Origin of the sequence: Pseudomonas grimontii (assembly GCF_007858185.1) — a bacterium.
Taxonomy (GTDB): domain Bacteria; phylum Pseudomonadota; class Gammaproteobacteria; order Pseudomonadales; family Pseudomonadaceae; genus Aquipseudomonas; species Aquipseudomonas grimontii.
This window is the reverse complement of the sequence record NZ_VFES01000005.1, coordinates 241648-263791: the sequence shown is the minus strand read 5'-3', so window position 1 is coordinate 263791 and position 22144 is coordinate 241648. Positions and strand designations below refer to the sequence as shown.

Here is a 22144-nt window from a genome sequence, read left to right as displayed (position 1 = left end):
TTATTCAAGGTGAGTCGATGAACATTGCAGAACTCGGCGTCAAGATCGACTCGGCCGATGCAATCCAGGCAAAAACGAGCCTGGATGAAATGGCGAAGGCTGGCGGCCGGGCCGAGCAGTCCGCCGTTTCGCTGATGAGCGAAATGCAGGCGTTGGAAAAGTCGCTGTCTACCAGCGCCAAAACCACCCAGGACCTTGCGAAGCAGCGTGACGCTCTCGCCAAGCTGACCAAGACCGGCGCCTATGGCGAGGCCGAGGCAGCGAAGATCTCGGCGCAGCTCGACAAGCAGCAGGTGGCCTTGGCCAAGTCCGCTATGGACGAGCAGAAGGCCCTCAACAGCCTGCTAGGGGCTATTGACCCTGCCCGTGCCGCGCTGGCTAAGCTGGACACGCAGGTCGAGCAACTGGGTAAGCATCTCGACGAGGGGCGAATCAGCCAGGACCAGTACAACAACGCCCTGGCCAAGATCGACAAGGATTACGGAAAGCTCGAAAAGACCACCACCGGTTTCGACAAACTGCGCCTCGGCACCCGCCAGGCTCAGGAAAACGTCGTACAGCTGGGTAACGCGCTGTCGTCGGGTGACTGGGGTAGCGGCGTTCGCGCAGTAGCTCAGCTGGGCGCCGGTGCCGGTGCTGGTGCAGCCGGTCTGCTCGCCATCCTGGCGCCGCTAGCCCTCGCCACTGCGGCCGTGGGCGCCCTGGCCTATGCCTATCACCAAGGCAGCGAAGAACAGGACAGCTACAACAAGTCTCTGATCCTCACCGGTAACTACGCCGGACTGAGTGCCGGACAACTGGGTGACATGGCAAAGCAGGTCGGCGCTACTGTCGGCACTACCGGTCAGGCGGCGGCAGTTCTGGCCACGCTGGCGGGCAACGGCAAGATCGCAGGCGAGAGCTTCGCAGGCATCACCCAGGCCGCAGTATCCATGCAGGAAGCTACCGGGAAGGCGGTAAGCGAGACCGTCTCGGAATTCGTCAAGCTGGCCGACGATCCCGTAAAGGCATCCGCAGCGCTGAACGAGCAGTACCACTACCTGACTGCTTCTGTTTACTCGCAGATCGCAGCATTGGAAGAGCAGCGCGACCACGCCGGTGCGGTGAAACTGGCCACCGAGTCCTATGCAGACGCGATCAACGAGCGGACGCCGAGGATTCTGGAAAACCTCAGTTTTTGGGAGAAGGGTTACAACGCTGTAGCGCGCGCCGCCGACAACCTCAAGAACATCGGCCGTACAGATATTGGCGCCGACATTGAGCAAGCCCGTCGGAACCTGGCGAGCGCACAATCCGGCGACATCGGTCTCTTCCAAAACAAGCAGGTGATGGTTGATTACTACACCAATCAACTGAACATGCTGGAGGACCAGAAGGCGGCACAGGCTGAAATTGCAAAGCTGGAAGGCGATCAGGCAAAGGCCCAACAAGCCGCCATCACCTCGATGCAGAAGGTTGACGCGCTCACCAAGTCCTCGTGGACGAATGAGCAGAAGCGGGCAGAGGCCCTCAAGGACTATAAAAAGCAACTCGACGATATCCGTAAGGTAGCGCCGAACGATCCTCGCCTGGCTCAGGCCACGGTCGACAAAAACATCGCCAACATCAATGACAAGTTCAAGGACCCGAAAGCCGCCGGTTCCCAGGTCGATTTGACCAGTTTCAACAGCGCCAAGAACAACCTGGCGGCGATCACCGACACCTACAAGAACTATCAGAAGGAACTGGAGGCGGCACAGAAGGCCGGCCTGCTATCTGAGGAAGACTACCTTCTGCGGCGTCAGGCGCTGATCGGCAACGAGCTTGATCAGGTCACGGCGGCCTACGAGGCCGAGATTGCAGCGCTTGAGGCCGCCAAGGGCAAGAAGTCCACGTCCGCTGCGCAAAGCATCCAGCTAGACCAGAAGATCGCCGACGCGCGCGCAGGAATGGTCAAGGCGCAGAAGGATGCCGACAGTCAGCTTGAAGTGCTGGCTACGAACGAGACCGGGCGCCTGGCAAAGCAGGAGCGGGCGATCAGCACGTACGTGCAGGCGCTGGGGCAGCAACAGAGGGCCTTGGAGCTTGCAGGTCAGCGTGCAGTGCTCGGCGTGGGGCAGGGCGATCGACAGAACGCGCTCAGCGGCGAACTGAACAGCCAGCAGGACCGGTTTGCTCAGCAGTCGCTGGAGCTTGCCAACCAGAAATCCGATCCATCGCGGAACATGTCGGAGGAAGAGTTCAAGCGCAAATCGCAGGCTCTCGCAGACGCGAACAAGGCCGCGACGGACCAGATCCGGCAGAACTATGCGGATGTGGAGAATGCCCAGGGCGACTGGACGAAGGGGGCGACAGCCGCCTGGGACAACTATCTGGATTCGGCGCGCAACATTGCCGGCCAGACAAAAAGCCTGTTCGGTAACGCCTTCGGGTCCATGGAGGATTCGATCACCAACTTCGTATTGACGGGTAAGGCGTCTTTCGGCGACTTCACCAAGTCGATCTTGGCAGACATGGCGCGCATCGCGACACGGCAGGCCAGTTCGGCACTGCTGGGCAGCCTGGTTGGTGCAGCGGCGAGCTACTTTGGTGGTAGCGCTGCTGGTGGAGGCAATGGCATGGCCGCCGGGTCTGCCGGTGCCACGTCGTCAAACCTCGGGGCATCCTCTGCCGGGTACTCCAGCACCTACTTCCCGCAAGCCAAGGGCGGCGCGTGGTCGAGCGGTGTGCAGATGTTCGCCGACGGCGGCGCGTTCACGAACTCCATCGTCAGCAAGCCCACGGCTTTCGGGATGGCCAATGGCAAAACCGGCGTCATGGGTGAAGCTGGTGAGGAGGCAATCATGCCGCTGACCCGGACGTCGAGCGGCAAGCTTGGGGTTATGGCCATGGGCGGCGGTGGAGCAGGCTCAACTCAGATCAATGTCGAGGTACACATCGACGGTGACGGAAATGCATCGTCAACGGCTGATGCACCAGGCTATGACCTCTTCGGCAAGGAGCTGGCGACGTTCGTAGAGCAGAAATACCAGGAACTGCGATCGAGGGACATGCGCCAGGGCGGCGTCATCAACAACGCAATCAAGGGGCGATGATGGCTATCGAACGATTCACCTGGGCGACGGAGAAAGGCGCGGAGGGCGATATTGCCCAGCGCGTTCGCTCCAAGAAGTTCGGAGATGGATACGAGCAGTCGGTCGAGGATGGGATCAACAACCGGTCGCAATCGTGGCCGGTGACCTTCACCGGTTTGAAGGGGCGCATCAAGGACATCATGGCGTTCCTTGACCGGCACAAAGGGGCTAAGGGCTTCCTCTGGGAGCCGCCCCTGGGTGAGCTTGGCCTCTATAAGTGCAACGGCTACAAGCCAGTGCACCGTGGCGGCCAGGTATACGCCATCACCGCGACTTTCCAGCAAACCTTTCACCCCTGAGATAACTGCCCATGGCACTGATCACGGACATCCAGAAACTGGAGCCCGGCGGCGAGATTCGCCTGTTCGAAATTGACGGTACCGAATACGGCGCGGATTACCTGCGCTTCCACGGTCACGCTATCCCGCACACGCCCGAGGAATTGCTGGCCTACGAGGGCTCCGAAGATGATCTACCCGCCAAGTCGATTATCTGGCAGGGCCAGGAGTACGCGGCCTGGCCGGTGCAGATTGAGGGTATCTCCTCGAGCAGCGACGGCACCGCCTCTCGGCCGACTTTCGCCGCCGGCAACGTCAACGGGCGCGTCACGGCGCTGTGCCTGGCTTTCGAGGACATGCTCAAGTTCAAACTGACGGTCCGCGAGACCCTGGCCAAGTACCTGGATGCAGCCAACTTTCCGGACGGCAACCCAACCGCAGACCCGACGCAAGAGGCGCTGGAGATCTGGTACATCGACCAGAAAACCAGCGAGGACGGCGAGGCGGTGGTCTGGGAGCTGTCCTCCCCGGGCGAGATCGATAACCACGGTTTGCCCGGCCGGCAGATGACAACGTTCTGCCACTGGGCCATGACCAATGGCTACCGGGGGCCGGACTGCGGATACACCGGCGCGGCCATGTTCGACGACGAGGACAACCCCACGGATGACCCAGCACTGGACCAGTGCAAGGGGTGCCTGTCGTCCTGCAAGCTGCGCTTCGGCGAGAACAACGAACTGTCCTTCGGTGGCTTCCCTGCCGTTTCCCTCATAGCCCGGAGCTGAACATGCGCAAGCACATCATAGCGGCCATCCAGGCGCACGCGGCGGCCCAGTACCCGAAAGAATGTTGCGGCCTGCTGCTGGTCATCGGGCGCAAGCAGAAGTATTTCCCGTGCCGGAACATCGCTACGGAGCCGAGCGAAGAGTTCCGGCTCGATCCCGAGGACTACGCCGCGGCGGAAGACTTGGGCGAAGTTATCGGCATCGTTCACTCGCACCCGGACGCCACCAGCAGGCCGTCACCGCATGACTTGGCCATATGCGAGGCCACGGCCTTGCCTTGGCACATTTTGTCTTGGCCCGAGGGCGACATGCGCACGATCACGCCAACGGGCAGTACTCCTTTGCTCAAGCGCCCGTTCGTGCACGGCGCATGGGACTGCTGGCAGGTCTGCGCTGACTGGTATCAACGTGAGTGGGGCCTTGAGTTCGAAGCATTCCAGCGCACCGATGGTTGGTGGGAGAGTGCAGAGAACGCCAGCCTGTACGAGGTGAACTACGAGGCTGCCGGTTTCGTGCGTGTCGACCGCCCACAGCGTGGCGACATGATCGTCATGCACGTCGGGCGGACAGTTCACCCGAACCATGCCGGGATCTATCTGGGCACTGATCCGGCGTTACCTGGCGAAGAGTCGGGCACGTTCGGGCCAGGCCCATTCCTGCTGCACCATCTGTACGGCAGGCCGTCCGAGATCATCGTCTACGGAGGCCCTTGGCATGACCGGACGCGCCTGATCCTCAGGCACAAAGACGCAAGACAACCAATATGACGCGGCACGGCCACAGGAGAGAATTATGAACCAGCCCTTTGAAGTTACTGCTGACGGGCAGGTGCGCATTGTCGGTACTGTAATTCGCGACAATGCCACCTTTCGTTGGCGCGCAGTGATTTCGGTAGGTCAAAATCGGCGTTTACTGGGGTTTACTTACGGGCATGCTCAATCCGTGAAATGAACAGGTCGATCAAATTTCCATAGAGAATTGGCTCAACGCCCTGAGTGGGCAATGACTTCAGCTCAGTAAGATCTTTTTCCAATTGGCTGACGTCCGTTTCAGGCAAATTGCATATGGCGGTAATAATGCCTGCTATAGCGTTGGTGTGTGCGGTAGCGGTGGTACTTACAGCGCTCTCAAGTGCAGCCAGTCGCTGATCGAGAGTTAGCATGCTGATGCCGCCTTTGTTATCACTCATTTGACCTCCAGGTCATAAACGCGCCGATATTGGCGCAACCCCAGTCCTTGGGCTTGCAGGCGAAGGACTGGGAAATCCTTAATTCAGGCCTTCATGCTGGTCAGTGTCGAGGCGCCAAGCCTCGGCGGCCCCTGAAAGCAAGGGATCGTCGTCGCTCTTTATATTGCCTATGACTGCGTCCATTCTCTTGAAATCGATATCTGGCAATACCTGTCTGTCAGCCATTTGAACCTCAAGAGGAATCAGCGTTACGCTAACGCTCTGTGCTGCCATGAAAGTGCCGGCCGTAACTCCATCTATCACGCTTCTCGCTGACTGACGGAGCTTGGCATCGTCCGCCTCGCTCAAAATATCGTATTGCTCCTTAATGGCGTCCGACTTTGCTCTATTCGAAGAATTCATGCAGCTCCTTGACTCTCAATGTCCATGAAAGCATAACGCTACTACGCCGAACCTCTGCCCAGTTACTGGCATTCCATCCACGCTGGATGCCCGGACAGGTCCGCGTTACAGTCGCCACTTTCAGGACGAGGATCGATCATGCGGATTTTGATAGCGGCTGTAGTGGTGGCGATGCTGGCGGGGTGCATGGCGCCAACGATGAACGAGGCTCGCCAGGCGGGACCCTACAAAGTATTGACCTCGAAGAAATCTGACGCGGCACTCGCGAAATGCGTTCAGTACGAATGGCAGAACCAGTCGATCTTCGGCGGCACACCTGGTGCAACTCTTCAGCCGGGCCGAGACTCCGGATACACGGTATTCACAGAGGGCTCGCAGTACTTTGTTGATATACAGCCAAAGGGCGCCGGATCTGAGGCAATGTATTACGTAGTGGTTGGCAACTGGATTGCCAACAAAAGACTGGGCGCGCTGCAGGGCTGCCTGTAGCAGTAACCACTTTCAATCAAGGCTCGCTTCGGCGGGCTTTTTATTGCCTGGAGAAAAGTCAATGGCAGCACTCGTTATCAATTATCAGCCCATGACCACGATCCTACTTTACGGTCAACTTCGACAGTTTGGCCGCTCATTCCGAATGGCTGTGAGGTCTCCGGCCGAGGCGGTGAAAGCTCTGTGCGTTCAAATTCCAGGCTTTGAGCGCTTCCTATCCAACGCAAAATCCAAAGGGATCGAGTTCGCCGTTTTTCGCGGAAAGACGAATCTGGCGGAAAAGGAACTTGAATTCACGGGCGATGGCGATATTCGTATTGCGCCGGTCATCACCGGGAGCAAGCGTGGCGGAGCACTGCAAACCATCATCGGTGCCGTCCTGATCGTCGTCGGCCTCGTCATCACCGGCGGCACCTTTGGTGCAGGTGCGCCTTTTGGCTCCGCCCTGATCATGATGGGCGGGTCGATGGTGTTGGGCGGCGTCATCCAGATGCTCAGCCCTCAGGCCGGCGGCCTCAAGACCAGCGCGGCCCCCGAGAACACGCCCGGCTACGCCTTCGGCTCAGCACAGAACACAACAGCGTCGGGTAACCCTGTCTCGCTCTGCTACGGCAAGCGCAGGGTCGGCGGAGCAATTATCAGCGCCGCAATCTACGCCGAAGATCAGATGTAACGAAACCTGCAGCACTACAGCCGGCCACGAGCCGGTTTTTTATTGCCTGGAGAAAAGCATGGGCGCAGCACGCAAGTTTGATATCCACGGCGCAAAGGGCGGCGAAGAGAAACCAAAAACCCCAACGGAAGCGCCAGACAGCCTGCGCTCTGTTGCTATTGCCAAGATGCTGATTGCTGTCGGGGAGGGCGAGTTCGAAGGTACGCCGACCGCCAAGGACATCTACCTCGACAACACGCCGCTGCAAGACCCCCAGGGCAACATGAACTTCCCAAACGTGAAGTGGGAGTGGCGCACCGGGGCCGTGGATCAGAGCTATATCCAGGGCATCCCTTCGGTCGAAAACGAGACAACCATCAGTACCGAGCTACGCAGCGGGACGCCGTGGGTGCGGGCCATCAGCAATACCCAGCTCTCCGCTGTGCGCGTTCGTTTTGCGTGGCCTGCGCTTCAGTCCGTGGACTCTGGTGGAAACGTCAATGGCTACCGGATCGAATACAAGGTTGAGCTGGCCACCGATGGCGGTGCCTATCAGCAGGTGCTGAGCGAGGCTGTCGACGGCAAGACCACCAGCCTGTACGAGCGGACACGCCGTATTGATCTTCCAAAGGCGACCACCGGCTGGTTGATGAAAATCACGCGCCTGACCGTCAACCAGAACAACAACAAAATCTCCGACACCATGCAGATCGCCGGCTTCACCGAGGTGATCGACGCGAAGATCCGCTACCCAAATACTGCGCTGCTCTACATCGAGTTCTCCGCTGAGCAGTTCCGCAGCATCCCGGCCGTCACGGTCGAGACAAAGCTGAAGAAGATGCAGGTGCCGAGCAATTATGACCCTTTGTCTCGTACCTACTCGGGCGTTTGGGACGGAACATTCAAGCAAGCCTGGACCGATAACGCGGTTTGGATGACCTACGACATCACCACCGCAGACCGCTTCGGCCTTGGCCGTCGTATCAAGCCGTGGATGGTGGACAAATGGGAGCTGTACCGAATCTCGCAGTACTGTGACCAGCTTGTACCGGACGGGAAGGGTGGCCAGGAGCCGCGCTTCATCTGCAACCTGAATCTGCAAAGCAAGGCTGACGCCTGGTCTCTGCTGCGTGACATCTCCACGATCTACCGGGGCATGACTTACTGGGCCCAGGGCCAGGTGTTCACCCTGGCGGATATGCCGCGCGCCACCGACTTCGACTTCGCCTACACCCGGGCGAACGTCATCGACGGCAAGTTCACTTACTCCAGTGCGTCGGAGCGCACCCGCTACACACGGGCGCTGATCAGCTACGACAACCCGCTGAACAACTACGACACCGATGTCACCGCTGTGACCGATGCCAAGCTGCAGCGGCGCTACGGCGACAACCCGCTGGAGATCAGTGCCATCGGCTGCACCCGCGAATCCGAGGCCCAGCGCCGGGGCAAGTGGGCGCTGCTCACGAACTCCAAGGATCGGGCGGTTACCTTCAAGGTCGGTCTCGACGGGCGTATTCCGTTGCCTGGCTACGTGATTCCTATCGCGGACGAACTGCTGGCGGGTCGCCCCGTGGGTGGGCGTATCTCCGCAGTGAATGGCAAGGTCATCACGCTGGACCGCGATACCCAGGCCAAGCCCGGTGACCGGCTGATCCTCAACCTGCCAGACGGCAAGTGTGAGGGCCGTACCGTGCAACTGGTCAGCGGCCGGCAGGTCACCGTTACCGTGGCTTACTCCGTTGCGCCCGAACCCGAACTGGTATGGGCGCTGGATGCCGACGACCTGGCAATCCCGTTGTACAGGGTGGTGAGCGTGGCCCGGCCGGAGCCTGGCGTGTTTGAGATCTCGGCCGTGCAGTATGACCCGAGCAAATTCGCGCACATCGACACCGGCGCCCGGCTGGAGGAGCGCCCAATCAGCGTTGTGCCGATCACTGTCGTTCCGGCGCCGGCAAGCGTCACGCTCACATCGAGCTACGCCGTGAACCAAGGCATCGCCATCAGCACCATGAACATCTCGTGGCCGGCCGTGGCTGGTGCTGTCGCCTATGACGTGGAGTGGCGCAAGGACAGCGGCAACTGGATCAAGCTGCAGCGCACTGGCGCGACAAGCGTGGATGTCACCGGCATTTACTCGGGCGCCTACCTGGCCCGGGTTCGGTCGGTGAGCGCCTTCGAAATCTCGTCGATCTGGAAAAGCTCCAACCTGACCAATCTGGAAGGGAAGGTCGGCCTGCCGCCGGCGGTGGCGTTCCTGACTACCACCAGCGAACTGTTCGGCATCGGCATTCGCTGGGGTTTCCCTGCTGGCGCCGAGGATACCCAGCGCACCGAGTTGTGGTATGGGCCTGCGAACGACCTGGCGGCGGCTATCAAGCTTGCCGACTTGGCGCATCCTCAGGCGGATTACCGCATGCAGTCGCTCTTGGCAGGCGCAACCCTGTTCTTCTGGGCGCGCCTGGTTGACCGCACCGGAAACGTGGGGCCGTTCTATCCGGTCGGCAATGGCGTGATTGGGCAGGCTAGTTCGGACGCTGGGCCTATTCTTGAGATGCTCACCGGCAAGGTCACCAAGACCGAGCTTGGCGAAGACCTGCTCAGCGAGCTGGAAGGCCTGCAGGACCAGATTGACAGCCTGGACGGTCTTGGCGCGTACGTGCCTGCGCAGGTGTACCTGCAAGGTCAGATGGTGGTAGCTGGCGATCGCATCTACCAGGCGAAGCAGGAAGTGCCTGTGAACAGCCCGCCGCCGAATTCCACGTACTGGCTGGACGTGGGGCAATCGGTTGAGACGGCCAATGGACTGGCACAGCAGGTCAGCACCAATACGACCAACATCACCAAACTCGATGGCGCAGTCACGGCTCAGGCCGGCACTACCAATGCGCTGCGCGCTTCTGCCCGAGACGACAGCGGCAGTGGGGCGAAGGCTGATGCTCTCAAAGGCTGGGCCAGCACCGCGGCCATCGTCCAAGAGAGCAAGGTGCGAGCCACGGCGATCGAGGCGGAGGCGACCAAGACCACTCAGTTGCAGGCAACGGTCGGGCAGAACACCTCGTCAATTCAGGAGACTTCTTCGGCGCTTGCCAATACCAATGGCCAATTGTCGACTCTCTGGTCAGTGAAGATGGAGACCGCTCCTGGCGGGCAGAAGTACGCCGCCTCGTTTGGCCTGGGCCTGCAGGTCGATCCGTCTGGAGTGTCGTCGCAGTTCGTGGTGAGGGCTGACACGTTCATGCTGTTGAACTTGGCGAACGGTGTGCCGGTTTCGCCGTTCTCGGTATCTGGTGGGCAGACGTTCATCAGTTCGGCCTTCATCCAGGACGGCAGCATCAGCATGCTGAAGATCGGCCAGGCGCTGCAATCGGATAACTACGTCGCTGGTGCTCAGGGATGGCGCCTTGATAAGGCGGGCAATCTGGAGTTCAACGGTCCGGCACCTGGCGGTGGGCGCCTGACCATGACTAACCGCGCGATCAAGGTCTACGACGAAACCGGGGTTAAGCGTGTACAGCTTGGAGATCTGACGGCATGAGTTTCGGAATGAGGATATGGGGCGCCAATGGCGCCCTTGAGTTAGACGAGAACTCTTTTACTGTCAGGGTTGTTTATTCTGCCGTGCTATTAAGCGCTGACTATGCTCCTAGCCGATCCATCTTTATATCAATTCCTGGAGTTACCCCGGCTACTCACTCGGCAGTATGCGTACCTATCACAAACTACGGAACAGATGGTCAAAACATTCGAAATATACAATATACCCCGATAGTTGGTAATAATGGAGTGACTGTCTTTTGGGGTCAACCTAATACGAACGGACCGCTTGGTGTTCTAACTCCACAACGTCTTTTAGTTATGAAGTACAGATAATGACATTCGGACTAACCTTTTCAAATACAAGCGACGTAGTAGTTCTTGATTCTGAATTCACTAGACTTGTGGTTATAGCTAAGGGAGCATACTCCGGCACTGGTGGTGCAGGCGTAGCGTTCCCGGTAGTAGTTACCAGTCAAGAGCCACCACTAGTGTTCGTCAGGCCAGCCCAGTCGAACACGCTTTGTTTTTGTAAAATATCTGGGGGGGGCAGGAGGGTGGACGGGTTTCTCTTTCACTGGTATTGCTGGTGTGGGAACATCTGGTGACTGGTTTTGCGCGGCTTACCAATCAAGTCCTACAGCGTTGTTCGGTCTTAGGTTATGGGATGGGTCGTCAAAGCTTCTCTTCGACAATGGTACGGCCGCTGCTCAATTTACTAGAGCCATAACATCTTGGACTTACCTAGGGTCTCAGAGTACCGGTCAGGGTGTCTCTTTGTTAAGTTGGACAGCCGTCTCACCACTAAACACAGGAGATTTCATGCTCCTAAACAATATCGCAATGGATGTAGCCGGGGGGCAGACGAGGCAAGGAAACCAGTACGCTGTTTGGGACTATGCAAACAATAGGCTTGTTATGCAAGTCGTTGGCGTAGATATTCAGACCACACTTTATACCCCTGTAGTTTTCGCAAAACCAATTTCATAACCGTTACTAATACGAATAGAACCCGATAACCGCCGTGCGCGGTTTTTTATTGCCTGGAGAAAAGTATGGTTTGGCAAAGAGCCGGAACAGTGTCTGTTCAAAACGGCAGCACTACAGTCGCGGGCGCCGATGTTGATTTCGCGGCATCCTCCAGGGTGGGTGATTCGTTCGTCGGCCCGGATGGTGCAACCTATGAGGTCGCCAACGTCGCGAGCGCCACGGTGATCTCGATCCTGCCTGCGTACAAAGGGCCAACAGTTAGCGGTGAGGCCTACGCCATCATGCCCGTGCAGGGCTATGACAAGATGCTGTCGGATGCCTTTAACAGCCTGAACAACCAGTTCGGGCCGAAGCTGGCTGCGCTCGGAACTACTGGCAACTACGATATTTTGCCGGTCGAGAAGGGGGGGACAGGTAACACCAATGGCACAGCGCAAAAACTTGCGGCCGCTGGAATCGTCGGCACGGTGTCGCAGGCTGGCGGGCAGCCTACTGGCGCTATAATCGAGCGCGGCAGTAACGCCAATGGCCAGTATGTGAAGTTTGCCGACGGCACCATGATATGCACTCGAACTACCACCTTTACATCAACCATCAATGCTCTGGTCGGTGGGCAGGGTTCGGTTTACGGAAGTAGCGGTGTGCCTTCTGCTGCAATGCCCGCTACTTTCATAGCAATCCCCGCCGTAGAAATCGACGTCACTACAAGCGCCGCATTTACGGGGTGGACGGGAGGCAAATCTCCAGCATCAATTTCCTCCTGGGGGACGCTCATGCTTTTAGAGGCTTTCGCCCGGGCATCCCAGACTTACACGATTCAGTACACGGCTATCGGGAGGTGGTTTTGATGCGCATTAAACTTTCGCCAGACGCAAACATTGCTCCTAATCTCAGCATCGTTAAGGCAGGGGAGACACTGATCGTCAACGGAGATTCGTTCGACTTCTCGCCTATGGGTAACGGCGACACTCTGCCTGTTTCCGCGATCACCAGCACCTGGTTCCGTGCTGATGTTGAAAAACTCGAAGATGGGGAGTTGGTGATTACCGTCGCGCTTCCCAACGGCCCAAATGCCAGCCATGCGCAGCGATTCCCTGAAGACTTGGTCAACGTGCCAGACGGCCCCGTCGTTCTTCCGCTGCCACTCCCTGCACCCTTGGAGGTATCTGAATGAACATCGATTGGGATAAGCTCATCACGAAGGCTATGAAGGATGCAGCGGGCCAGGCTGCACAATTGGCGGCTTCCAAGGGCGAGCTTGCAGCAAGGAACACAAGGTCGCTCCTTCAGATTTCAAGACTCCAGGAGCGAATCGACACGATTGGATTCGGCATTGAAATTGGCGAAGCCACTGAAGAGGATGAAGCAGAGCAAGCCGCGCTACTGCTGAAGCTGAAAGACTGGAAAAGTTACAAGTACGCCCTCGGCAAGGTCACGGTTCAGCCGACTTGGTACCAGGCGCCAGTCTGGCCCGTAGAGCCACCAATCCCCGAAATCATCGCCGCGCCGATGCAGGTCGCCGCCGAGGTCATCTAATCCAAACCGAGCACCGCAACCCGCCATTGAGCGGGATTTTTTTCGTCTGGAGAAAGGCATGCCCATCACCGAACAGCAACTCCTGCAGATCCTTCCGAACGCCGGCCGCCAAGCCGGCGTTTTTGCTCCTGTGCTGAATGCTGCCATGGCCAAATATGGCATCGTCAACCGCCTGCGCATTGCCGCATTCATTGCCCAGGTAGGTCACGAGTCGGGGCAGTTGCGCTACGTGCGCGAGATCTGGGGCCCCACCGCGCAACAGGCCGGGTACGAGGGGCGCGCCGACCTGGGCAACACGGAGCCGGGCGACGGATCCAAGTACCGTGGCCGGGGCCTTATACAGATCACCGGCCGGGCGAACTGCGCGGCGTGCGGTGAAGCGCTGGGCCTGGACCTGGTCAATCAACCCACGCTGCTGGAGCAGCCGCAGCACGCTGCGATGTCAGCGGCCTGGTTCTGGTCTACCCGTGGACTGAACAAGCTGGCGGATCAGGGGCAGTTCGTGAAGATCACCCGGCGCATCAATGGTGGGCTCACCGGCCAGGATGATCGCCAGGCGCTGTACGAAAAGGCGCTGAAGGTGCTGGCATGACGCCGGTGCAGAAGCTGGCCGGCCTGGTGGTGCTGGTGTTGGTGCTGATGGCTGGCGCCGCCGGCGTCACCTGGCAGGTGCAGGACTGGCGGATGGGCAAGCAGCTCGCCGAGCAGTCCGGGCTGCACAAGGCTGACCTGGCAGCGATCAGTAATGCTGCCGCCGCCCAGGCGCGCGCCGAACAGGACAAACGCCTGTCCACCGAGCGGGCCCTGGCCACCTCTGACCAACAACACACCAAGGAATTATCCGATGCCCAGCGTAACCAGGCGTTGCTGCGTGATCGTCTTGCCACTTCTGATCTGCGGCTGTCAGTCCTTCTCGACGCCACGGATTCAGCCAGTGGCTGCAACGTGCCTACCGCCACCAGCGCCGTCGGCGTGGTTCATGCAGCCCGTCGAGCCCAACTTGACCCAGCGCATGCTCAACGAATTATCGCCATCACCGACGACGGGGATAACGCCGTGATCGCGCTGCGGGCGTGCCAGGCTTATGTGAGAGAGCTACAAACACAGCTGTGATCGAATTACGGCAACAATTGAAGAAGCCTGTGAACGTAATCCGAGTCGTGTTGCATTCCGCAGAAAATAGTCATCGATTTTGTAGTTTCCTCTGTGCTGCGCTCTATTTTTGGTTTGTTAAAATCTACTGCGGTCGCTGAAGGCCAGATTTTTACAACTCGGTTATTTTTTTCGTTTGCTCTTATTATTCGATTTATGCTCGAGTCTTCATGACTCAGGATGTGGAGTATGATATGGCCAATCATAAAGGTTGTAGATCTGACATTTGGGGTGAGTTGTTCAGGGCTGTATTGTGTAAGGTGTAAGTATGTTCTATGCCAAGCTACTATTCCGCTTTGGTCACAGTGCCCTAGCCAAACTCTTACGTTAGGTGGGGGGGATTTATACTTATATAAATAATTTGTGTCGGGCTCGGTATATCCGGAAGTATTTGTTTCAAGTATGTCCCACTTCATTGCAAGCATTGTGGCCCATAAGCCTAGCGTGAAGGCTTCGTCATTAGATATAGTAATAAATTCCTTCCGCTTGAGCTTTTCATATATTGGGATGATCTTGCTCTCTAATTCGCTCATCCATCCATTATTGCACGTGATACAGACTTTTTTTGTTTGTAGGCTTAAAATTGGGTTGTTTGAATTTTTCGGGAATCTTTGAGTCGAAATATGAGTTTCAGCTTTTCTGATTGTCAGTGCGCGGTTGAAAGATTTGTTGTGCGATTTTTCAGAAATGTGGTTTCTCAACCACTGCGGAAACATGTGTTCCTTTGACGGTTTTTTACTTCCGCAAAACATGCAGGTATTTTTGTATTGTTCTTTTGCCATTTTATTAAGCTACACAGCGGTTTTTTGAAATTCTAGCATCTTTACTAATAATGAAGGGCCATTGTCAAGCATACTTATAAATTGAAAGGATAGAATGCTCGGAAGAGAGGGGCGTGGACTTCCTTCTCGACGTGGGCATTGATTGGGACGGTTGCCCAGTGGAGCCGCCATCCCCAACGCACCAGATCAGCGTGTAGCGTTTCCCCCTGGAGGTGGAGCAGGGCGATCTATGTTGTCGGTGCAACGTTGTACCGCTCAAGCGGTGTGTCACCCGCGGAGTTCGCCAGGGCGTTGGGCATGCTCAGCGCCGCCACGAAGTCGTGAATCCCTCGATACTGTGAAAGTCGTCCACACATGGCCAGCACCTCTCTCTGTTTGAGCTTAGACAATCGTGGTCGGGCGAGGCCTCCTCTCATTTACGATCCGGCGCAACTCGTCCGCCTCTCGTCTGCTTACGCTGGTCGATGTGGTCAGGTCTGAGATTTGTTTACGCATTGCTGCCGCTTCGGTACCGCGCTCTCGAAGGTACCCGGCAAACTCGCTGTTCTTCGCCTGGGTCTCCAGCAGCATCTGGCTGATGCCGAAAACGTCGGCCTGTGCTTTTCGAAGCTGCAGGTTCAGTTCCTTTACCTCGTTCTCCAGCATGCGGCAGTGCTGCTTGTACATTTCGAGGGGCGTGGGGAGTCCAAGCCACTCGCAGGTGTCTTCATCTATGTTCATGTTGGCGCCCTCAAATGCTGTATGTGCGTACAGTAGTCGAGGTGTATCAGATTTGGGAGTGGTGTTCGTCGGCAGGACGCCGTGGAAATGGAAATTGCGGTGCAGTGCCTAAAATTGCGGAGCGAAAAAGATAAGGGCCTGCATGAAGTTCATCATGCAAGCCCTTGATATATATGGTGCCCGAACCCGGAATCGAACCGGGACGCCCTTACGAGCGGGGGATTTTAAGTCCCATGCGTCTACCAGTTTCGCCATTCGGGCGGTAGCGCGTTGTTGCAGGGTTGGGAATATATAGATCCAGGCGCTTCGGCGCAAGGTCGGGTTGCCGCTTTATTGCATCAGGGGACGCGCGAAAAAGCTTGGCAGATCAGTGATCTACATCGGCTTTAACGGGGGATTCAGAGGATTGCTACAGTGCGGGAACAAGTTGCATAAATGACAGTCATAGCGATATGCCATCCCGGCAGTCTGGAAAGGAATCAGTTGATGCTCAGTGTTCGCAAGCGCTCTTGGATGGTGGTTGTAGGCGTCATGGGACTGTTGGCCGGTACGGCACAGGCTGGGAGTCCGGTGAAGTGGGGGGATTTCAGTGCGTCAGCGGGTGACCGGTTGACGGGGGCTTCGCTGGAGGCAGGTAACCAGTATGTGTTGAAGACGTCGAGCATTTCGGTGGGGGATATTGAGCAGCTGCAAGCTGCGCAGAAACGCACCGATAGCGAAGTGCAAGGCCTGAAAAGCAAGCTGGAAGGGCAGGACCGTGCGTTCGATGAGCTCAAGCGCAAGGACGGTTCGAGTTCCAGTTCCAGTGACAGCCAGTTGGCGAGCCTCAAGCGCACGGTCGAGGATCAGAAAAGCACGATCGAACGGCAGAAAAGCGACATCGATGGCTTGAAGCGCAGCCTGGACGATCTAAAGCGCAGCGTCGATACCTTGAGCAGCAAGGTCAAGTAGCCTGGCCGCTGCGACATGCGGTCAGTCATGACCTTGGACGCGGGTGTAAGGTAGGGCGTGTAACGCTGGGAAATCTCAGGAAAGCGAGGTGACTATGAGCGCTCCACTGCTGAAGAAACTGCATCTGAATGGGTACGACATCGTGCAGGTCAATTTCGGGCCATGGCGGGTGTGTACGCCCCAGGACCGGCTGGCGTCGTTTAATTCCCGTGAACAGGCACTGGCGTATGCCGCCACGTTGCCGGGGTACCAGGCACGCAACAGGCCGGTGTCCAATGATGATTGATTGAAAACGAAGCCCCGGTTTGACCGGGGCTTCTGCGTTTCTGGCTTATACGAACGGTTGTGCGCCGAAGCCACGTGGCAGGCGTTGCAGCCCTGGCAATCCGGTCAGGTGCTGCGTCCACGCACTGCGCCAGTCGGTGCTGATGTGGGTCTTGGCTTGGCGCGAAGCACGGCGAGCGGCGTTGCGCTGGTTGCGGCGCGCTTCCTTGTAGGCATCGGTGTTGCGGCAGGTGCGGCATTTGACCCGGTTCAGCTCGGTGCTGGAGGGCAGGCTATTGCCGTGATGGCCGCAGGCCAGATGCCCGGCAACCTTGAAGTGAATGACCATGCAAGCGTCTCCTTCTTATTGGGTACGCGCATCGGTAAACCCACAATGCACGCGGGGAGGGCGGGGATTAAAAATCCCGGCCCCTGAGATTACGACCCCACGGGCGCAGCAGCGTTCAGCACTCGAAAGCTTCGAGCAACTGCCGCAACCCCAGGAATTTGCCCGGTTGTTGCAGGCCTATGCCGAGTTCAGTGCTCGCTGAGTTCAGTCAATCAAGGCGAGCAGGTCTGTGTCGCCTACATCCTGCCCGGCCTGGGTCAGGAGCGTCGTGACCTGGCCCCGGTGGTGGGTCTGGTGATTGAAAAAATGTACCAGCAGGTCGCCAAACGGCTTGCTGGCCGCCGCGCCGAGCATGTTGTGGTAGTGCAGGCGATGGTCGAGGTCGGGCTCGCGCAGGGTGTGGACCCAATCGATGATCAACTGGTCCAGCCAACGGCGCTGGGCCGCGAGTTCACCCAGGTCGGCGAACGCCAGTTGCTTGAGGTCCGGCGGGGTGGCAATGGCGCTCAGCGGCGCCAGCGCCGCATAGCCGGCGGGGTGCAGGGCAAAGCGTTTGAGCCAGACGGTGTCGCCCAACGTGAGGTGGTTGAGCGTGCCGAAGATCGAGCCGAAAAACGCTTGGCGGTCCACGCGCAATTCATCGTCCGTGAGCTTGGCGGCCGCGTCATAGACCTTGCGGTTCATCCACTGGTTGTAGGTCGCCAGCAGCGCCATTTGTTCGATACGGTTCACGTGCTACGCCCCTCGTTGGCAATGGTGCCGCCATCATAAGGCAATCAACTCGACGCCCCGCAGTTGCAACGGCACCTCGCTTGAATGCAGTTTTCTACCGTCAGTACCGAAACGCCGCTGGCTCTGGCCCGGCAGACCATTCCGGATGTGTCATCACCACCCGGCTGGGCGAGCGCCACCGTTTAGAGTTCATTCAGACAAGAGGCGCTCGAAAGTTACCCGATATATAACTTCATACGCCGCGTGCGGCGAGAACGGCCAGATAGATCAATACCAAACCGCAGGCGCCATAACTGATGCGCTGCCAAGTGGGCGATGCATTCTTGCGCAGCAGGTTGACCAGTGCGGCGATCAGAAAGCATGACAGCACCGAAGCCAACATGAACCCGGCGAAAAACATCAGCGTCTGCCCATGGCTGGGCGTGGCACCGACGATGCCTGTCAGCGCGCTGCCCAATGCCCCCCAGTAGACGATGTTTTTCGGGTTGGCGAGGGAGATTGCCGCGCCCACGGCCAGCGCGTTTTGTCGGGTACTGGTCGGCGCGCTGTCCGCTTCGGGCAAGTGCCAGGCGTCGATCAGGCTGCGTATGCCCAACCAGGCCAGGTACAACGCACAGATCACCGTCAGCGGTACGCGCACCGCGTCATGCTGGATCAACAGCGCGATGCCGGTGAGGCCGATCACCGCCCAGACTGCGTCGCCGACCAGCGAGCCAAACTGCACCAGCAAGGCGGGTGTGAAACCGTGGAGTAAGCCACGGCGCAAGGTCTCCGCCAGCACGGCGCCGGGGGAGAGGCAAAACACAAAACCGAATACCAGCGCGTAAAAGAAGATCGTCAGCATGCCCGCGTTCCTTCAAGTGATGGCGGGCAGTGTGCGGGCGCAGAGGCGGGGTGTCTTGAACCAGATTGCGCTGTTCAGCCCTTCAGCGCGCTTTGGTAGCGGCCCGGTGTAATGCCGTAGGCCGCGCGAAAATGCCGATTGAGATGGCTTTGGTCCGCGAAGCCGAGGTCATGGGCCACCGTGCTGGCCGCCATACCAGTGCGCAACAGGCCCTTGGCGCGCCGGGTGCGCAATTGCATGGCCCATTGACGCGGGCTGAGCCCGGTTTCTTTCTGAAAGGTGCGCAGCAGGTGGAATTTCGATAGCCCCAGCTCATCGCCCAGCCGGTCCAGAGGCAGTGCTTGATGCAGGTGTTCGGCGAGCATTTCCTGGGCACGGCCAATCAGGCTTTTGCCGGTTGTTGCGCTACCGGGCACGCGCACGCCGCTGAGGCTGACCACGTCACCGAGCAACAGCACCAAGGCGTCTTCGCTTAACTCGCGGAGCAACGCATCACTGCTCAATGCGCCTTTTACCGCTGCCGCCAGGCGCTGCGCCAGGTCCGGCTGAAAACACAACGAGCGATCGAACTCCAGATGCGTCAGGCCCAGGTCATTGGCCAATTGATCCGCCGTGACGTACAGGCTGACAAACTGCCACGGCGCGCCATCCGCCGCACCGCCGCCCTGAATCTGGCCTGGGTTATACAGGGTGATGGAGCCCGGCCCGGCCTCGAACTCGCGGCGATCCAGCCACACCTTTTCCTCGCCCACCAGGTTCACGCCGATTACGCACTCGTCGTGGCTGTGGCGGGCAAAGTTCAGGCCGGTGCAGGTGGTGCTGCTGATTTCGTAATGGCCCAGCCAGGCGTGTTGAAGGGCGCTCATCGAGTTGGCTCGTTCAGGGGCAAAGGCTGAGGATACGCCGGCAACGCGGTTCAAATCGACCGTTGATTGACCCGTTGAGAGAGTTGCTCGGCGCTTTCCCTGCGCTCCGAATAACGGTCTACCAGGTCCGGGCGGTCACGCAGCAGCAGGGTGAACTTCAGCAGTTCTTCCATCACGTCGACAACGCGATCATAAAGGGCTGAAGGTTTCATGCGGTCCTGGTCATCGAACTCCATGAAGGCCTTGGGCACCGAGGACTGATTGGGGATGGTGAACATGCGCATCCAGCGGCCCAGTACGCGCAGCTGATTGACGGTATTAAAGGACTGCGAGCCGCCCGACACTTGCATCACCGCCAGGGTCTTGCCTTGGGTCGGGCGGACGGCGCCAAGGGCCAGCGGCACCCAATCAAGCTGTGCCTTGAACACCGCCGACATCGAGCCGTGCCGCTCGGGGGAGCACCAGACCTGGCCTTCGGACCATTGCATCAGTTCCAACAGCTCCTGCACCTTGGGGTGGTCACTGGGGACGTCATCGGGCAACGGCAAACCGCTCGGGTTGAAGATGCGGGTCTGCGCACCGAAGTGTTGCAGCAGGCGCGCGGCTTCTTCCACCAGCAGGCGGCTGAACGAGCGCTCGCGGGTCGAGCCGTAGAGCAGCAGAATACGGGGCGGCTGGGCCAAACCGGCAGGCTGGATCAAGGTCGTGTCCAGGTTGGGCAGGGTGGTCATAAATGCTCCGGTTATAACAGCGCAATGCGCTCGAGTTCTGCTTTCAGTTCAGCAGGGCTGAGCTGGCCGAAGCGCAGGGCGAAAAACGCCCGGCAACGGGTGGCGATGGTCGCCAGCGTGGCGTCGAACGCGGCCTGGATGCTGGCCTCGTCACCTTGAGCGTCCGAAGGATCTTCCAGGCCCCAATGCGCCTTCACCGCCGGCCCGAAATACACCGGGCAGGCTTCGCCGGCCGCCTTGTCGCAGACGGTGATGACCAGGTCCGGCGGGCTGCCTTCAAACGCGTCATTGCCCTTGCTGTACAACCCTTCGGTGCTGATACCCGCCGCCTGCAACGTGCTCAGGCTGCGCGGCAGGACTTGGCCCTTGGGGAAGCTGCCAGAGCTGATCGCGGCGAAACCCTCTGGTGCCAGGTGGTTGAACATCGCTTCGGACAAGATGCTGCGGCAGCTGTTGGCGGTGCACATGAACAGGACTTTCATTGCGGTCTCTCCTTTAAATACTCAGGCGCAACGCGAGGGCGGCGAGGGTGATCAACAGCACCGGCAAGGTCAGCACGATCCCGACCTTGAAGTAGTAGCCCCAGGTGATGGTGATGCCTTTGCGCGCCAGGATATGCAGCCACAGCAGGGTGGCCAGGCTGCCGATAGGGGTGATTTTCGGGCCCAGGTCGCTGCCGATCACGTTGGCGTAGATCATTGCGTCCTTGACCACGCCCACGGCATGGCTGGACTCGATGGACAACGCGCCGATCAAGACTGTCGGCAGGTTGTTCATCGCCGAGGACAACAATGCTGTCAGCACGCCGGTGCCCATGGCCGCACCCCACACGCCGTAGGTGGCGAAGGTATCGAGCCAGGTCGCCAGGTAAGTGGTGAGGCCGGCGTTACGCAAGCCGTAGACCACCAGGTACATCCCTAAGGAAAAGATCACGATCTGCCACGGCGCTTCCTTCAGCACTTTGCGTGTGGAGATCTTGTGGCCCTTGGCGGCGATCACCAGCAGGAGTACGGCGCACACGGCGGAAATCGCGCTGATGGGAATGCCCAGCGGTTCCAGGGCAAAACAGCCGATCAGCAGGATGCCCAGCACCCACCAGCCGGCGCGGAAGGTGGCGCGGTCGTGGATTGCGCTGGCGGGGTCGGCCAGGTCGGCGGGGTCGTAGCTCTGCGGAATGTCGCGGCGAAAGAACCACAGCAAGACCGCCAGGGTGGCGGCGACGCTGACAAAGTTGACCGGCACCATGACGGCGGCATATTCGTTGAAGCCGATCTTGAAGTAGTCCGCCGAGACGATATTCACCAGGTTCGACACCACCAGCGGCAGGCTCGCCGTGTCGGCAATAAACCCCGCCCCCATCACAAACGCCAGGGTGGCGGTCGGCGAAAAACGCAGCGCCAGCAGCATCGATATCACGATGGGCGTGAGAATCAGCGCCGCGCCGTCATTGGCAAACAGCGCCGACACCAACGCCCCGAGCAGCACCATATAGGCAAACAACCGCCGGCCACGCCCGCGTCCCCAACGCGCCACATGCAGCGCTGTCCAGGCAAAGAACCCGGCCTCATCCAGCAGCAGGCTGATGATGATCAGCGCGACAAACGTCCCGGTGGCATTCCAGATGATGTGCCACACCACGGGGATGTCAGCCAGGCTGATCACGCCACAGGCCAGGGCCAGGATCGCCCCCATCGTGGCGCTCCAGCCCACGCCGAGGCCCTTGGGCTGCCAGATGACCAGAACGATGGTGAAGATAAAAATGGCAACTGCGACAAGCATGAA

General features: G+C 58.8%; 25 protein-coding genes, 1 tRNA gene and 1 pseudogene. 14 read left to right on the top strand and 13 right to left on the bottom strand.

Going from position 1 to position 22144, the window contains the following annotated elements; all coding sequences use genetic code 11:
• The first annotated feature begins 17 nt into the window (after positions 1-17).
• The 4 genes from FIV39_RS11140 to FIV39_RS11125 are packed head-to-tail and all read left to right on the top strand — an operon-like array spanning position 18 to position 4943.
• Positions 18-3074: a phage tail tape measure protein gene (locus tag FIV39_RS11140; RefSeq protein WP_090403912.1), complete on the top strand. Its 3057-nt coding sequence runs from the start codon at positions 18-20 to the stop codon at positions 3072-3074.
• The gene (locus FIV39_RS11135; protein ID WP_090403914.1) at positions 3074-3412 is read left to right on the top strand and encodes a phage tail protein; all 339 of its coding nucleotides are present in this window, start codon (positions 3074-3076) and stop codon (positions 3410-3412) included. The genes FIV39_RS11140 and FIV39_RS11135 overlap by 1 nt, the downstream gene beginning before the upstream one ends.
• A gap of 11 nt (positions 3413-3423) precedes the next feature.
• Positions 3424-4176 carry a phage minor tail protein L gene (locus FIV39_RS11130; protein ID WP_090403916.1) on the top strand — a complete coding sequence of 251 codons (753 nt, stop codon included), beginning with the start codon at positions 3424-3426 and terminating at the stop codon, positions 4174-4176.
• Between the two features lie 2 nt (positions 4177-4178).
• Positions 4179-4943, top strand: coding sequence for a C40 family peptidase (locus tag FIV39_RS11125; protein WP_090403918.1), 765 nt, complete (start codon positions 4179-4181; stop codon positions 4941-4943).
• A gap of 152 nt (positions 4944-5095) precedes the next feature.
• Here the strand turns inward: FIV39_RS11125 and FIV39_RS11120 are convergent, their stop codons facing one another.
• Positions 5096-5365 carry a hypothetical protein gene (locus FIV39_RS11120; protein ID WP_090403920.1) on the bottom strand — a complete coding sequence of 90 codons (270 nt, stop codon included), beginning with the start codon at positions 5363-5365 and terminating at the stop codon, positions 5096-5098.
• Between the two features lie 78 nt (positions 5366-5443).
• The gene (locus FIV39_RS11115; protein ID WP_090403922.1) at positions 5444-5767 is read right to left on the bottom strand and encodes a hypothetical protein; all 324 of its coding nucleotides are present in this window, start codon (positions 5765-5767) and stop codon (positions 5444-5446) included.
• Between the two features lie 138 nt (positions 5768-5905).
• On the opposite strand from FIV39_RS11115, the gene FIV39_RS11110 reads away from it, so the two are divergent.
• From FIV39_RS11110 to FIV39_RS11065, 8 genes are all read left to right on the top strand, one after another.
• Complete coding sequence (locus tag FIV39_RS11110; protein WP_090403924.1) at positions 5906-6256, top strand: hypothetical protein; 351 nt, start codon at positions 5906-5908, stop codon at positions 6254-6256.
• 61 nt (positions 6257-6317) lie between these two features.
• Positions 6318-6929: a tail assembly protein gene (locus FIV39_RS11105; protein ID WP_090403926.1), complete on the top strand. Its 612-nt coding sequence runs from the start codon at positions 6318-6320 to the stop codon at positions 6927-6929.
• Positions 6930-6987: 58 nt separating this feature from the next.
• Positions 6988-10446, top strand: a complete 3459-nt coding sequence (locus FIV39_RS11100; protein WP_090403928.1) for a phage tail protein — start codon at positions 6988-6990, stop codon at positions 10444-10446.
• Positions 10447-11524: 1078 nt separating this feature from the next.
• Entirely contained in the window at positions 11525-12283 is a 759-nt protein-coding gene (locus FIV39_RS33375; RefSeq protein WP_244176313.1) for a phage tail protein, read from the top strand.
• Complete coding sequence (locus FIV39_RS11080) at positions 12283-12609, top strand: hypothetical protein (protein WP_090403932.1); 327 nt, start codon at positions 12283-12285, stop codon at positions 12607-12609. The genes FIV39_RS33375 and FIV39_RS11080 overlap by 1 nt, the downstream gene beginning before the upstream one ends.
• On the top strand, positions 12606-12971 hold the full coding sequence (locus FIV39_RS11075) for a phage tail protein (protein ID WP_090403934.1): 366 nt from the start codon (positions 12606-12608) through the stop codon (positions 12969-12971). The genes FIV39_RS11080 and FIV39_RS11075 overlap by 4 nt, the downstream gene beginning before the upstream one ends.
• Before the next feature lie 58 nt (positions 12972-13029).
• On the top strand, positions 13030-13563 hold the full coding sequence (locus tag FIV39_RS11070) for a glycoside hydrolase family 19 protein (RefSeq protein WP_090403936.1): 534 nt from the start codon (positions 13030-13032) through the stop codon (positions 13561-13563).
• Positions 13560-14084, top strand: a complete 525-nt coding sequence (locus FIV39_RS11065; protein ID WP_090403938.1) for a lysis system i-spanin subunit Rz — start codon at positions 13560-13562, stop codon at positions 14082-14084. The genes FIV39_RS11070 and FIV39_RS11065 overlap by 4 nt, the downstream gene beginning before the upstream one ends.
• Positions 14085-14089: 5 nt before the next feature.
• On the opposite strand, the gene FIV39_RS11060 is transcribed toward FIV39_RS11065, so the two are convergent.
• From FIV39_RS11060 to FIV39_RS11045, 4 genes and pseudogenes are all read right to left on the bottom strand, one after another.
• Entirely contained in the window at positions 14090-14905 is an 816-nt protein-coding gene (locus tag FIV39_RS11060; RefSeq protein ID WP_143513870.1) for a hypothetical protein, read from the bottom strand.
• 86 nt (positions 14906-14991) lie between these two features.
• Positions 14992-15261 (bottom strand): annotated as a pseudogene (locus tag FIV39_RS33370) (SOS response-associated peptidase family protein); the annotation flags it as partial.
• Positions 15262-15286: 25 nt separating this feature from the next.
• Positions 15287-15625, bottom strand: coding sequence for a hypothetical protein (locus FIV39_RS11050; protein WP_090403940.1), 339 nt, complete (start codon positions 15623-15625; stop codon positions 15287-15289).
• 174 nt (positions 15626-15799) lie between these two features.
• Positions 15800-15886 (bottom strand) — tRNA-Leu (locus FIV39_RS11045).
• 225 nt (positions 15887-16111) lie between these two features.
• On the opposite strand from FIV39_RS11045, the gene FIV39_RS11040 reads away from it, so the two are divergent.
• Both FIV39_RS11040 and FIV39_RS11035 read left to right on the top strand, forming a co-directional pair.
• Complete coding sequence (locus FIV39_RS11040; RefSeq protein ID WP_090403942.1) at positions 16112-16576, top strand: hypothetical protein; 465 nt, start codon at positions 16112-16114, stop codon at positions 16574-16576.
• A 94-nt stretch (positions 16577-16670) separates the two neighbouring features.
• Complete coding sequence (locus FIV39_RS11035; RefSeq protein WP_027606617.1) at positions 16671-16862, top strand: hypothetical protein; 192 nt, start codon at positions 16671-16673, stop codon at positions 16860-16862.
• 45 nt (positions 16863-16907) lie between these two features.
• Here the strand turns inward: FIV39_RS11035 and FIV39_RS11030 are convergent, their stop codons facing one another.
• The 7 genes from FIV39_RS11030 to FIV39_RS10995 form a co-directional block, all read right to left on the bottom strand.
• On the bottom strand, positions 16908-17189 hold the full coding sequence (locus FIV39_RS11030; RefSeq protein ID WP_090403944.1) for a hypothetical protein: 282 nt from the start codon (positions 17187-17189) through the stop codon (positions 16908-16910).
• A 204-nt stretch (positions 17190-17393) separates the two neighbouring features.
• Entirely contained in the window at positions 17394-17921 is a 528-nt protein-coding gene (locus tag FIV39_RS11020) for a DinB family protein (RefSeq protein WP_090403946.1), read from the bottom strand.
• Positions 17922-18153: 232 nt separating this feature from the next.
• Positions 18154-18765, bottom strand: coding sequence for a LysE family transporter (locus tag FIV39_RS11015; protein ID WP_090403949.1), 612 nt, complete (start codon positions 18763-18765; stop codon positions 18154-18156).
• A 74-nt stretch (positions 18766-18839) separates the two neighbouring features.
• A complete protein-coding gene (locus FIV39_RS11010; RefSeq protein WP_090403951.1) occupies positions 18840-19631 on the bottom strand; it encodes an AraC family transcriptional regulator in 792 nt (263 codons plus the stop codon).
• Between the two features lie 50 nt (positions 19632-19681).
• Positions 19682-20362, bottom strand: a complete 681-nt coding sequence (gene arsH, locus FIV39_RS11005; protein WP_090403953.1) for an arsenical resistance protein ArsH — start codon at positions 20360-20362, stop codon at positions 19682-19684.
• Positions 20363-20373: 11 nt separating this feature from the next.
• Entirely contained in the window at positions 20374-20844 is a 471-nt protein-coding gene (locus FIV39_RS11000; protein ID WP_090403955.1) for an arsenate reductase ArsC, read from the bottom strand.
• 13 nt (positions 20845-20857) lie between these two features.
• Positions 20858-22141 (bottom strand): arsenic transporter, encoded by a 1284-nt coding sequence (locus FIV39_RS10995; RefSeq protein WP_090403957.1) that lies wholly within the window; start codon positions 22139-22141, stop codon positions 20858-20860.
• Positions 22142-22144 lie beyond the last annotated feature (3 nt).